General features: G+C 73.7%; 10 protein-coding genes. 5 read left to right on the top strand and 5 right to left on the bottom strand.

The window, feature by feature from the left end; genetic code table 11:
- Window positions 1–229: 229 nt before the first annotated feature.
- Together ACF08W_RS20490 and ACF08W_RS20485 are read left to right on the top strand one after the other, a co-directional pair.
- Complete coding sequence (locus tag ACF08W_RS20490; protein WP_392280086.1) at window positions 230–1,585, top strand: bifunctional folylpolyglutamate synthase/dihydrofolate synthase; 1,356 nt, start codon at window positions 230–232, stop codon at window positions 1,583–1,585.
- A 223-nt stretch (window positions 1,586–1,808) separates the two neighbouring features.
- A complete protein-coding gene (locus tag ACF08W_RS20485) occupies window positions 1,809–3,116 on the top strand; it encodes a serine hydrolase domain-containing protein (RefSeq protein ID WP_392280085.1) in 1,308 nt (435 codons plus the stop codon).
- A 76-nt stretch (window positions 3,117–3,192) separates the two neighbouring features.
- On the opposite strand, the gene ACF08W_RS20480 is transcribed toward ACF08W_RS20485, so the two are convergent.
- On the bottom strand, window positions 3,193–4,131 hold the full coding sequence (locus ACF08W_RS20480) for a DMT family transporter (RefSeq protein WP_392280084.1): 939 nt from the start codon (window positions 4,129–4,131) through the stop codon (window positions 3,193–3,195).
- A 38-nt stretch (window positions 4,132–4,169) separates the two neighbouring features.
- On the opposite strand from ACF08W_RS20480, the gene ACF08W_RS20475 reads away from it, so the two are divergent.
- Both ACF08W_RS20475 and ACF08W_RS20470 read left to right on the top strand, forming a co-directional pair.
- Entirely contained in the window at window positions 4,170–4,673 is a 504-nt protein-coding gene (locus ACF08W_RS20475) for a MarR family winged helix-turn-helix transcriptional regulator (RefSeq protein ID WP_392280083.1), read from the top strand.
- 161 nt (window positions 4,674–4,834) lie between these two features.
- Window positions 4,835–6,676 carry a BTAD domain-containing putative transcriptional regulator gene (locus tag ACF08W_RS20470; RefSeq protein WP_392280082.1) on the top strand — a complete coding sequence of 614 codons (1,842 nt, stop codon included), beginning with the start codon at window positions 4,835–4,837 and terminating at the stop codon, window positions 6,674–6,676.
- A gap of 35 nt (window positions 6,677–6,711) precedes the next feature.
- Here ACF08W_RS20470 and ACF08W_RS20465 read toward each other — a convergent pair whose 3' ends face one another.
- A complete protein-coding gene (locus ACF08W_RS20465; RefSeq protein WP_392280081.1) occupies window positions 6,712–7,260 on the bottom strand; it encodes a hypothetical protein in 549 nt (182 codons plus the stop codon).
- Window positions 7,257–8,096 carry a 4'-phosphopantetheinyl transferase family protein gene (locus ACF08W_RS20460; protein ID WP_392280080.1) on the bottom strand — a complete coding sequence of 280 codons (840 nt, stop codon included), beginning with the start codon at window positions 8,094–8,096 and terminating at the stop codon, window positions 7,257–7,259. The genes ACF08W_RS20465 and ACF08W_RS20460 overlap by 4 nt, the downstream gene beginning before the upstream one ends.
- Before the next feature lie 238 nt (window positions 8,097–8,334).
- On the opposite strand from ACF08W_RS20460, the gene ACF08W_RS20455 reads away from it, so the two are divergent.
- Window positions 8,335–9,345 carry a TauD/TfdA family dioxygenase gene (locus tag ACF08W_RS20455; RefSeq protein WP_385213087.1) on the top strand — a complete coding sequence of 337 codons (1,011 nt, stop codon included), beginning with the start codon at window positions 8,335–8,337 and terminating at the stop codon, window positions 9,343–9,345.
- 177 nt (window positions 9,346–9,522) lie between these two features.
- On the opposite strand, the gene ACF08W_RS20450 is transcribed toward ACF08W_RS20455, so the two are convergent.
- On the bottom strand, window positions 9,523–12,090 hold the full coding sequence (locus ACF08W_RS20450) for an FtsX-like permease family protein (protein WP_385213090.1): 2,568 nt from the start codon (window positions 12,088–12,090) through the stop codon (window positions 9,523–9,525).
- On the bottom strand, window positions 12,090–12,875 hold the full coding sequence (locus ACF08W_RS20445) for an ABC transporter ATP-binding protein (protein ID WP_352280163.1): 786 nt from the start codon (window positions 12,873–12,875) through the stop codon (window positions 12,090–12,092). Before ACF08W_RS20445 ends, ACF08W_RS20450 begins: the two co-directional genes overlap by 1 nt.
- Window positions 12,876–13,023: the final 148 nt, after the last annotated feature.

Genomic DNA, 13,023 nt, shown 5'->3' with positions numbered 1-13,023 from the left:
GTCCATCCGATGCCGGCGCAGCCGGAACCAGGGACTACGAGGAGTCCCTGAGCTGCGATATGAGGGGGAGACTAGCGAGCGCCTCTGACAACGCGGTTCACGGCGGGGTGCGGGTGCCGTGCTCCGGCGGGGGCGTCGCGCCGGCGGGGTGGCGTCGTCCCGTCGGTGGCGCGGACACCCGCCTTCGGGGGCGGTCACTCCCCGCTTCTTGTCCCTCACCCTTGGTGGCATGATCGGGCGGGTGGATTACCAACGCTGCGTCGACATCCTCGCGAAGATGCATGAGAACCCCCACGGTCTTCCCCGGCCGGTGCGGCAGGCGAACGTCCCCAGGCTGCTGGAGGCATTGGGCCGTCCCGAGCGGGAGTTGCGCGGGATGCTGGTGGTCGGTACGAACGGCAAGGGGTCGACCTGCGCGTTCGCGGTGTCGGCGGTGGCCGCGGCCGGGGCGCGGGTCGGCAGTATGCCGAGCCCGCATCTGCAGGAGCCCCGGGAGCGGATCCGGATCGACGGGGTTCCCGTCACCCGGGCCGAGTACACCGCGGCGTTCGCCGAGGTGTGGCACGCGATCGAGCGGCACGGTCTGCCCGTCCTGAGCCAGGGCGTCTTCACGGCGACCGCGGCCGTGCACTTCCGGCGGGCCGATGTCGGCCTGGCGGTGGCCGAGGCGAGCATCGGGGGAAGCAGGGCCGCGGCCGCGGAACTCGGCCTGGACGTGAAGGTCCTCACCGGCGTCGGACTCGACCACACCCGGCTGCTCGGCGGTTCCCTGGCAGAGATCACCCGGGCCAAGATCGAGGCCGTGCGCGACGGCGACCACGTGGTTCTCGGACGGCTGGCCCTTGAGGCGGCCTCCAGCGCACAACAGGTGCTCAGGACACGGACGGGACTGTCCGTGTGGCGGATGGACCACGAGATCCGCTACACCGCCCGTACCGTCGGCCGCGGTCCGGCGACGCTGGTGGACGTCACCACTCCGCGCGCGGTGCACCGTGATCTGCCCTGCCCCCTGCCCGGCGCGCACCAGCACCACAACAACCTCGCGGTCGCCATCGCCGCGGTGGACGCGCTGGCCGAACGCGGCCACATCCCCGATCCGGACGCCGAACGGCTCCGTCCCCGGCTGGCGGCCACCCGCTGGCCCGGCCGCCTCGAACTCGTCCCGCACGCCCGGCTGGACGACTGGACCGGCCGGGTCCTGCTGGAGGGCGCCACCAACCCGCAGGGCGTGCGGACCGTCGCCCCCGAGATCCTGGACCGGGCCCGCACAGGCGGGCGTCCGGGCCCGCCCGTGCTGGTCTTCGCCGCGATGGACGACAAGGATGTCGCCGGGATGCTCGCCCCGCTCCCGGCGGACTGGCCCCTGGTCCTCACCCGCACCGGCTCGCACCAGGCCGCGGCCCCCGCCGCCCTGCACGGCCGGCTCTCCCCCGGCCGCCGGGGGCCGTGCCTGACGGCCGAGGACGCCCCCTCGGCGCTGCGCCGGGCCGCCGGCCTCGCCGGGCCCGGCGGCCTGATCGTCGTGTTCGGCTCGCTGCGCCTGGTCGGGGAGGCACGTACCGCGCTCGCCCTGCCGCCCGGCTGAGGGACGCCGCTCGCGCCGCGGCCCGCGCCGGGCCCTGAGAACCGCCGCCGTCCGGTCCCCGCCGCGGCCCGCGTCCTCCCCAAGTACCGTCCTGGCACGGTGATTTCACCTCGCGGTGCCAGGGGGGCGCGGCGCCGGTTCGTCCCCGGGAAGGACGCCGCCACGGGAATGACCGATCAGGATGGCCGGGACGTATTTCGGGCACGAAGGAAAGGACTTCCCTTTGCGTATCCTCCGGACAGCCTCGACCGCGGTCGCCGCCGCCCTGTTGGTGACCACCGCCGCGCCCGTGGCCCTCGCGGATGCCGGGCCCCGGGCTGCGGCCGTGTCCCCGGCACCGTCCCTGTCCGGGGCGGGCCTGGACCCGGCGGCGCTGGGCGGTTCCCTGGACGCCGTCCACGCGGCGGGCATGTACGGGGTCTACTCCAGCGTCCGTGACGGCGCCCGGAGCTGGGAGGGGGCCTCGGGCGTGGCCGACGTGGACACGGGCCGCCCGGTGGAGCCGGGGATGCGGCACCGGGTGGGCAGCATCAGCAAGACCTTCACCTCGGTCGCCGTGCTCCAGCAGGTCGAACGCGGCCGCATCCGGCTGGACGCCCCCATCGGCGACTACCTGCCCGGCCTGATACCCGGGCAGCGCGGCCGCCTGATCACCGTGCGGATGCTGCTGAACCACACCAGCGGCATCGGTGACTACGTCGTCGGCGCCTTCCCGTCCCTGGCCCAGGGCTCGCCGGCCAGCCTCGACGAGGGACGTTTCCGCTCCATCGCCCCGAAGGAGCTGGTCCGTCTGGGGCTCGCGGCCCCGGCCACCGGAGCACCCGGGGCGCAGCCCGGCCACTACTCCAACACCAACTACGTCGTCGCCGGGCTGCTCCTCGCCAAGGTCACCGGCCGGAGCGCGGAGTCGTACATCACCCGGAACGTCATCGAGCGCGCCGGGCTGCGTCACACCTCCTACCCAAAGGGCCCCGCCGTCCGGGGTCCGCACTCCCGGATGTACGAGAGCTTCTACGGGCTGATCGACCCGCCCCGCGACTACAGCGTCTACGACATGTCCTGGGCCTCCACGGCGGGTGCGGTCGTCTCCACCACCGACGATCTGAACCGCTTCTACCGCGCCCTGCTGACCGGTCGTCTGATCGGTCCGGCGGCGCTCGGGGAGATGCAGCGCACGGTGTCGGTGGACGGCATCGACTACGGCCTGGGCCTGTACGCCGTCGACATTCCCGGCTGCGGGCGTTTCTGGGGGCACGACGGGGCGGTGTTCGGTGCCGGGACGCTCGCGCTGTCCAGTGCGGACGGCAGCCGCCAGGTGGCCACGGGCTGGAACCTGATGAAGTACCAGCGGATCAACGAGGACGGCACCGGCTTCGAGCCGAGCCCGATCGACGACGCTCTCAACGGCTACGTCGTCGGCGCCCTGTGCCCGGCGGGTGCCGGGTCCGCGGCGCTGTCGCCGGCGTCCGCCCCCTCGGTGCTGACCGGTACCGACCTCTCCGCGGAGCCCTGGGCGGCGGTCCTTCGCTGATCCGCCCGCCCCGGCGGGAGCCGGACCCGCACGGAAGCCGGCGCGGGCGCACCGGACGGTGCCGCGCCCGTGCGGCTCAGCCGGTGTCCCGCCGTCCGGTGCGGGCCGGGGGGCCGGTGCGGCGGGGGTCCGCCGTGCCGGCCCGGGCCCGGATCCGGGCGGCGGCCGTGGCGGCGACGGGCTGGCCGAGCACGATCCCGGCCAGGACGAGGAGCAGTCCGCACAGCTGCTGCGGGGTGAGGGTCTCCGAGGCGACGGCGGTGCCGAGCAGCACGCCGGTGACCGGGTTCAGCAGCCCGACCAGGCCGACCGCGGCCGCCGGCAGCCGGCGCAGCCCGGCGAACCAGGCGACGAAGGCGATGGCGGTCGCGACGACGGAGACGTAGGCGAATCCGAGGACCGCGCCCGTGTCGAGGGAGGGGGGCGCTCCTTCGACGGCGAGGGCGAGCGGGAGCACGACCAGTCCCCCGGCGACCAGCTGCCACGCCGTCGAGGCGATGACGTCCGTCCCGGTGTTCCACCGCTTCGCGAGCACGTAGCCGAGGGAGGACAGCACCATCGCCGTGGCCGAGGCGAGGACGCCGAGCGCGTCCGGGCGCGCGGTGCCGGTGAGCAGCATCAGGCCCACGCCCGCCAGGCCGATGGTGCCGCCCAGCAGGGGTAGGGGCCGGGGGCGTTCGGCGACCACCGCCCAGGCGGACACCATCAGGACCAGGGGCGAGGCCGCCATGACGGTGGAGGCGATGCTCGTCGGCAGCAGCTGGGCCGCGAGGTAGACCAGGGTGAAGAAGGACCCCATGTTGAGGGTGCCGAGCACCAGCGACTTCCACCACCACGACCCGTGGGGCATCCGTCGGCGCAGGGCCAGCAGCAGGATCCCGGCGGGCAGGGACCGGAGCACCGCGCCGTGGAGCGGGTGGCCGGCGGGCAGGTATTCGTGGGTGACGAAGTAGTTCGTTCCCCAGGCGATCGGGGCGATCGCCGTCACCAGGGTCCATCGCACGGTAGCTTCCACGGAAGAAATATAACTTCCCTGGAAGCTATTCTGGTGCGGTGAACGACTACGAGGACCACGTCGCCCGTATCCAGGCCGAGTGGGCGCGGGAGCGCCCGGACGTGGACGTGGGTCCCCAGGGGGTGATCGGCCGGCTCCACCGCCTCGCCGCCCTGCTGACCGAGCAGTTGTGCCTGGTCTACCGGCGGCACGGGCTGAACGAGGGCGAGTTCGACGTGCTGGCGGCGCTCCGGCGGGCCGGGGAGCCCTTCGAGCGCGCCCCGGGCGAGCTGGCCGCGTTCACCATGGTGACCACGGGGGCGATGACCAAACGCCTCGACCGGCTCGAACGCGACGGGCTGGTCACCCGCCGCCGGTCGGCCGAGGACGGCCGGGGGCGGGTGATCGCGCTCACCGGTGCGGGACGGGAGCTGTTCGACCGGGCCTTCACCGACCACATGCGCAACGAGCGCCGGATGCTCGACGAGCTCGCCCCCGACGAGGCCGCGCACCTCGAAGCGCTGCTCACCGCCTGGCTGGCACGGGTCGAACCGCCGCGGTGACCTGGTCCGCCCCCCTTTCCCTCCCCCGGGACGCGGCCGCGTCCCGGGGTGGTGCCGGCGTCCGGTATCGGCATCCGGCCGATGGCGATAACCCATGGATAAGGGCGCCGCCTACCTTCGGACGGCATGCAGGAGGCTCAGACCTGAAAGGGGTTTGCCGCATGGACTTCCGGATTCTCGGGCCGGTGGAGGCCCGGCGTGACGGAGACCGGATCGCGCTGTCCGGCTCCAAGGTGCACACGGTCCTCGCCGCGATGCTCCTCGCGCACGGGCGGGTCGTCTCGGACTCCAGACTCGGCGCGCTGCTGTGGGGGTGGGACCCGCCCGTCACGGCCAGCGCGCAGATCTACACGTACATGTCGCGGCTGCGCAAGCTGCTCGGCGACGGGGTCGAGATCGTACGGCGGCAGCCGGGCTACGTGCTGCGGGCGCCCGGTGCCCGGATCGACGTCGTCGAGTTCGAACGGCTCGACCGGCTGGGCCGGGAGGCGCTGCGGGAGCGGCGGCACGCCGACGCCCAGCGGCTGCTGGCCGGGGCGCTGGGGTGGTGGCGCGGTCCGGCGCTGTCGAACGTGACCGAGTTCCTTCTGGAGGCGGAGCTGCCGCAGCTGGAGGAGGCGCGGATGCTGACGCTGGAGAACCGCATCGAGGCGGATCTCGCGCTGGGCATGCACGAGCAGGTGACGGCCGAGCTGACGGGCCTGGTCGCCGAGCATCCGGTGCGCGAGCGGCTGCGCGCCCAGCTGATGACCGCGCTGTACCGGTGCGGGCGGCAGGCCGACGCCCTCCAGACGTACTACGAGGGGCGCAAGGTGCTCGTCGACCAGCTGGGGGTGGATCCGGGCGAGGTGCTCGGGGCGACGTACCAGGCCGTGCTGGGCGGGGAGCTGGGGTTGCGAGGTGCAGGGGCAGCGCGGGGGCGGTCCGATGCACCCGCCATGCTTCCGGCCGCGGAGGGCGCGCTGGTCGGCCGGTCCGGGGAGCTGTCCCTGCTGACGTCGCGGCTGGCGGCCGGGACGGACCGGCCCCGGCGCCTGCTGGTGACCGGGATGGCGGGGGTGGGCAAGACCGCGCTCGCCGTACGGGCCGCCGAGAAGAGCGCGGACCGGTTCCCCGACGGTCAGCTCTTCGCCGAGCTGTGCCACCGCGACGGCACGCCCAAGGACGTCGGCGAGGTGCTGGTGCGGTTGCTGCGGGCCCTGGGCGAGCCGGGTCTCGACGGCGGCTCCCCGCCCGGCCTCGACCGCGACGAGCTGGTCCGGCTCTACCGGGCGCGGACCTCCGGCAAACGGCTTCTGGTCGTCCTCGACGACGCGGTCGGCGACCTCCAGGTGGCACCGCTGCTGCCCGTGGGCCCGCAGGCCGCGGTGCTGATCACCAGCCGGGCCCGGCTGGCCCGGGTGGCCGGGGCGGACACCGTGGCCCTCGCGCCCCTGGACGACGACGCGTCCCTGGCGATGCTGGCCGAGGCGGCCGGTGCGGAGCGGCTGGACAGCGACCCGGACTCCGCCGACGACCTGGTCGCCTACTGCGGGGGGCTGCCGTTGGCGCTGGCCGTGGTGGGCGCCCGGCTCGCGGCGCGGCCCTCGTGGCCGGCCCGCCGGTTCGCCGACCGGCTCGCCGATCCGGCCGAGCGGCTCGCCGAGCTGTCCTTCGGCGATCTGGACGTGCGGGAGGCGCTGCTGCCGTCGGTGCGGCGCATGGCCGCCAGGGGGCCGTCCGCGCTGCGGGCACTGTCCGGCGCGGGTACGGGGCCGTTCTCGGCCCGGGACGCCGCCGAACGCCTCGCGGTGTCGGAGGACGAGGCCGAGCGGGTCCTGGAGTCGCTGGTGGACACCGCGCTGCTCGACCTCTCCGGCCTCGACGCCGAGGGGCTGCCGCTGTACCGGTGCCATGAACTGGTGCTCCTGTACGCGGCGTCGCTGGACCCGGCGCAGGCCGGACCGGTCGTCCCGGCCCGGCGCCGGCCCGCCGCGCACGACAGCGCCACCGCGGTCGGATGACCGCGGTGGCCGGTGGGTCCGCGCCGTCCGCGGTGTCACCACGTGCCGCGGGTCCAGGAGTACGTCGGGATCTCGGGGACGAGCGCCGGGGCGATGGTCTCGCGGACCACGGTCCACGCGTCGGCGACGACGCGTTCGCGGGGCGGCCGGGCGGCGGGGCCGAAGGCGGCCGCGGTGACCGCCCACATGGCGGCGACCGCGGCGACGGCCCGCACCTCGGCGGAGGGCTTGGCCGGCACGGCGCGCCCCCGGCCGACGTCGATGCGGAAGCCGAGCTCGGCGGCCTGGGCGGCCCGCACCTCGTGGGCGACCGGGCCGTAGGGGTGGCCGAACACGGCCGGGGACAGCGGGTGTTCGTAGACGGCACGCACCCAGGAGGAGACCCGGACGCGTTCGCGCTCCTCCCAGCCGCCGCGCGCGGCGGGACCGGGGTCCGCCTGCTCGACGGCGGCGGCGAGCTCGGCGAAGTACCGGGCCAGCCCGGTCTCGTCGGGCTCCCCGGGGCGGTCGGCGCGCGGGCCGCGGGGACGGGCGGCCGGGACGGCCGGGGGCAGCGGGGCGGTCTCCGGGGGATGCGTCGTCATGACGGGCGGCTTCCTTCGGTGTCGGGCCGGCCGGTTTCGTCCGGCGGGCCGGGTACGGAGTGGATGTGGACGGGGCCGGAGGGGTCCGTGCCGGGCGGGCGGGCGAGGGCGGCGACCACCCGTTCGTCGAGCCGCAGGTCCTGCACCGACCAGACGGTGGTCCGGCCCGAGTGCGTGTGCAGGACGCGGACCGGCCCCTGCCGGGCCGGCCAGGTCTCCAGCCGGTTCAGCTCGGTGCCCACCAGCCCCAGCCCGACCGCCTTCACGACGGCCTCCTTGCGCGTCCAGACGCGGTGGAATCCCGCGTCGCGCACCGGTCCGGGCGGCAACGACCCCAGGTGGGCGCGTTCGTTGTCGGTCAGCACCGAGTCGTACAGCGAGGCCCGGCGCATGGGCCGCACCGCCTCGACGTCGACCCCGAGGGCGTGGCCCTCGCCGACCGCGAAGACGCCGCATCCCGCGGTGCGGGACATGCTGACCGCCCACGGCACCTCGGGGCGCTCGATCACCGGCGGGCCGTGACCGAGGTCCCCGCAGCCGGGGCACCGGCGCCGGCCCAGCTCGATGGAGTGCGGTGCCACGAGCAGCAGTTCGGACAGCGCGCGGCGCGCCCCGGCCCTCGTGTGCACGAAGGCGGCCGCGTCCCGCTCGGCCAGCAGGGTGAGCGCGCGGTGGAATTCGTCGGTGCCCAGCAGCGCCAGGTCGTCGGGGACGACCCGGTGCGGCGGCCGCCACCACCAGACGTGGACCGCACCGGCGAGATCCGGCGTCCCGGGCGCGGCCCGGGACGGCTGCCGGGTCCCGGTGTTCTTCGGTGTTCCGGGTACGAACGCCATGGACTGCCCCCATTCCTCTTCTTTTCGAGGCCCGGTCGGGCTCCCGTGATTCCCGTGGCCTCCGTCTCCTCCGCCCGGACGGGCGGACAGAAATGCCACGGTGCGATCGTCCGCCCGGCGGCTACGGGCCGCCTATATGTGCCCGGGCGGTGATCCGGCCCCGAATTCCCCGTAGGGCCGCGATAGCACCTCCTCGGAAACTGGGCCGGTAAAGTCCGAGCGATCCGAGGATGTCCCCATGTCCGAGACCCATACGCTTTCCCTGCCGCTCTCCGCGGTGGCGGCCGGCACCGTCGTGGAGCTTTCGCAGGCCGAGCAAAACGCGCTCGTCGCCGTCGCCGAACAGCTGACCCCGAAGGGCTCCGCGAACGGCAGGATCGATGATCCGCGCTGGCTGGACGCGGCGCGCGAGGCCTCCGTACGGCTTCCGCACCGGCTGCTGTCGGCGCTGCGCGCGTTCCGTCACGACGCGGGCCCCGACGGGGTCCTGCTGCTGCGCAACCTGCCGGTGGTGGCAAAGGTCCCGCTGCTTCCGACGCCGGCCGTGAAGGGGTCGGTGGAGCGTCTTCCCACGGTCGCCGCCTCCGTCATCACCACCGCGATGCTGCATCTCGGGGAGGTCATAGCATTCCGTAACGAGAAGACGGGTGCGCTCGTGCAGAATGTCGTTCCCGTTCCGGGGAGCGAGTCCTCGCAGAGCAATGCGGGTTCCGTTCTTCTCGAACTCCACACCGAGAACGCGTTCCACGACAACCGCCCGGATTTCGTGGGTCTGCTGTGTGTGCGGGAGGACCCGACGGGCGACGCGAAGCTGTGCACGTCCTCGATCCGCCGCGCGCTTCCGCTGCTTTCGGAGCGGGCGCGGACGGTGCTGTCCGAGCCGCGGTTCCTGACCGAGCCGCCGCCGTCCTTCGGCGCCCTGGACAGCGTGACGCCCGCCCACGCGGTGCTCAACGGCGCCCCGGAGGACCCCAATGTGCTGGTGGACTTCTCCGCCACCCATCCGCTGGACGACGAGGCCCGCCGGGCCATGGCCGAGCTGCGGGACGCGTTCATGGCGACGATGTCGGCGCTGTCGCTGCGCGTCGGCGACCTGGCCGTCGTCGACAACCGTCTCGCGGTGCACGGCCGTACCTCGTTCACCCCGGCCTACAACGGTGCGGACCGCTGGCTGCACCGGGTGTACGCGCACCTGGACCACCGGCGCAGCCGGGTGGACCGGGCGGGCAACGGCGCGGTCCTCGGCTGAGCGGGCCGCGCACCCGACGTCCGGGTCCGCCGGACAGGCCGAGGGGCCGGCCCCCGCGAGAAAGGGGGGGCCGGCCCCTCGGCCGTTCCCGTGCGGCCAGCGGTGCGGCGGCAACGGGGAAGGGGGTACGGGAGCGGACTCCCGTACCCCCTTCCGGGGTGGTGGTGCGGTGCGGGGCTACTGGCGGGCGCTGATGACGTCCGCCGGGCGGCCGCCGAGCGCGAACCGGCCGGGGACCAGGGTCGCCAGGGCGGTGAGCACCGCGGCGAAGCCGAGGACCCCGAGGAACATCGGCAGGTCGATGGAGGGCTGGGCGGCGCCCGTCATCCCGACGCTGAAGGCGGTGAGCACCGCGAGGGCGATGGCCGTGCCGAGTACCGCGGCGACCAGGACGATCAGCGCGGTCTCGATCCTCAGCATCGACATCACCTGGCGGCGGGTCGTGCCGACGAGCCGCAGCAGGGCGAACTCGCGGGTGCGGTCCGAGACGGACATGGCCAGGGTGTTCACCACGGCGATCGCGGTGAACGCGATGATCAGGCCCATGGCGAGGTAGTTGACCTCGGCGTTGGACTGCTGGACCTCGGCCTGTACGTCGTCGACCTGGGTGCGGTCGAGGAGGCCGATGCCCGGGTAGTTCTTGAGGGCGCCGGCCAGCTGCTCGCGGCCCGCCTTGCCGTCGCCGGCGGTCTTGACCAGGACGGAGGAGGCGAGCGGGTTGTCGACGTGCCGGGCGATCAGGTCGTGCGACATGGTCAGGTCGCCGAAGCCCAGGCCCCGTTCGTAGACGGCGGCGACCTTCAGCCGGACCACGGTGGCGTCGCCGAGCGTCACCTGGAGCGTGTCGCCGGGCTTCTTGCCGAGGTGGTCGGCGGAGACGTCGCTCATCGCGATGCTGCCGTCCCCGAAGCCCTTGAGGCTGCCGCGGGAGACGTCCGGGTCCCAGGTGGTGGTGAGGCCCTGTGCGGAGATGCCCTGTGCCGGGTACTTGTCGAGGCCGACGCGGACCTGGGTGCGGACGATCTCGGTGACCTGGGTGACGCCCGGTACGGCGCGCAGGGCGTTCGTCGCCCCGGCGGGGACGCCGGGGCCGTTCGAGGCGACCACCCAGTCGGCCTTGTTGCCCGCCTTGGCCTGGGCCGAGGCGGCGTCGCCCATGGTGGTCTGGACGAACAGGACGGTGCAGGCCATGCCGATGAGCAGGACCAGCGGGGTGACGGCGGCGGCCATCCGCTTGGCGTTGGCGCGGGCGTTGGCGGTCGCGAGGTGGCCGCCGACGCGGGAGAACTTCAGCGGGACCCCGAGGATCGCGACGGCGATGCGGGCGATGACCGGGCCCAGCAGGGAGACCGCGACGGCGAGGACCACGACGGACAGGAACGTGACGGGCTGCGAGGCCGGTTCGGTGCGCAGGAAGCCCAGCAGGACGACCACGCCGATGCCGAGGGCCAGGACGAGGACGCCGCCGCCGAGGCGGCCCCAGGCGAAGTGGCGCTGTTCCATGGCGGCCTCGGACAGGGCCTCCGCCGGGCGGATGCGGGCGGTGCGGCGGGCGGAGATGCGGGCCGCGACCCATGCCCCGAGCAGGGCCGCGCCGATCGCGGCGGTGAACGGCACGAAGCTGAAGGTGAGTTCGAGGGTGTCGGGGATGGCCTTGAAGTCGATGAACTTGCCGTGCAGCCAGTACGCGATGGGCAGGCCCGCGGCCGAGCCGAGGGCGCCCGCGAGGCCGCCGATGATCAGGGCCTCGCGGCCGATCAGCTGGCGGACCTGTTTGGGGGTGGCGGCGATGGCGCGCAGCAGGGCGAGTTCGCGGTAGCGCTGCTGGATGGAGAGGGCGAAGGTGCCGACGACGACGAGGATCGCGACGAGCAGGGAGGTGCCGCCCATGGCGCCGCCCATGGAGACGAGTTTGACCCGGGCCTTGCCGGCGTCGAGGAACTCGACGGGGCCGCGCTCGCCGCCGGTGGCGACGGCGTACTTGCGGCCGTCGTCGGCGAGGGCCTTGCCGGCCTGGTCGGCGAGTTGGCTCGCGGAGACGCCGGGCTTGGGCAGCAGGCCGACGACGGCGACCTGGCCGGCCCGTCCGGAGAGGGTGCGGGCGGTCTCGTCGGAGAAGAACAGCGACGTCTGCTGGTGCAGGTCGCCGTCCTTCGCCGCGGCGATGCCGCTGACCTTGTACGTGGTCGGGGCGCCGGTGGACTGGACGACGAGGCTGCTGCCGGTCTTGAGTCCGGTGCGGCCGGCGAGCTCCCGGTCGAGGACGACCTCGTCGGTGGTCACGGGTGCCTTGCCGTCGATCAGTTCGAACGGGGTCAGGGCGGCGGAGGACCAGGCGTGCCCGTAGGAGGGCTTGCCGTCGACGCCGGGCACGATGCGGCCCTGGGGGCCGACCGCGTACGCCGGGAAGTTCGTCTCGGGCACGGCCTTGCGGACACCGGGTAAGGCGGCGAGGGTCGCGGTGGTGCCCTCGGGCAGCCAGACCCGCTCGGCCAGCGGCTTCGCCTTGTGCTTCTCCTTGACCTTGCCCTTCTTCTTCTTGACGGTCGTCTGGTGGACGTTCTGGTCGGCGCCGACGATGACCGGTGCGGCGGCGTAGCGCTCGGTGGCGATGGTGCCGCGCAGGCCGGTCTCCAGGAGGATGCCGCAGGCGGTGACGAGGGCGGCGGCGCAGAACAGGGCGAGGAAGGCTCCGATGAAGCCGCCCTTCCTCGCCCTGAGCGTCTGCAGTGCGTAGCGCAGCATCAGGCCCACGCTCCCAGGTGTGTCATGCGCTCGGCGACGCGGTCGGCGGTGGGGGCGTCCATCTTTCCGGCGATCCTGCCGTCGGCGAGGAAGAGGACGGTGTCGGCGTACGAGGCGGCGACCGGGTCGTGGGTGACCATGACGACGGTCTGGCCGGTCTCGTTCACGCAGTCGCGCAGGAGGGAGAGGATCTCCTTGGCGGTCACGGTGTCCAGGGCGCCGGTCGGTTCGTCGCCGAAGATGACGTCGGGCCGGGTGATGAGGGCGCGGGCGATGGCGACGCGCTGCTGCTGGCCGCCGGAGAGTTCGGCGGGCCGGTGGGAGGCCCGGCCGGCCAGGCCGACGCGGGCGAGGATCTCCTCCAGCCAGTTGCGGTCGAGGCTCTCGCCGGCGAGGCGCAGGGGCAGTTCGACGTTCTCGCGGACCGACAGGGACGGGATGAGGTTGAACGCCTGGAAGACGAAGCCGATGCGCCGGCGGCGCAGCTTCGTCAGCTGGGTCTCGTTCATGTCGTTGAGCTGGGTGTCGCCGATGTAGGACTGGCCGGTGGTGGGTTTGTCGAGGCCGGCCGCGCAGTGCAGGAACGTCGATTTGCCGGAGCCGGAGGGGCCCATCACCGCGGTGAAGGAGCCTCTCTCGATCCCCACGGAGACCCCGTCCAGGGCACGTACGCCGCGGTCGTTCCTGCCGTACACCTTGGTCACGTCGGCCAGGCGAAGGGCGTACCCCCGGTTGACCGTGTTGTAGCCGTTGTCGAGTGAGGGGCGGCTCGTCTCGGTCACCATGTTGCGACCTGTCCTCTCGGTAGTGCGGTTCCGGGGTTCGTGGGATGGATTTCGAGCGTATAGGGCGTCGCGTCGAGCATGGTCCGTACTTCTATATTCGATCTACTTCGTTTCTTTTCGGGGCAGTTGACCAGGGATTCGGCCGGGT

The sequence above is a fragment of the Streptomyces sp. NPDC015144 genome (assembly GCF_043079735.1).
Taxonomy (GTDB): domain Bacteria; phylum Actinomycetota; class Actinomycetes; order Streptomycetales; family Streptomycetaceae; genus Streptomyces.
The sequence above is the reverse complement of the archived record's forward strand: the minus strand, read 5'-3'. Positions and strand labels throughout refer to the sequence as shown.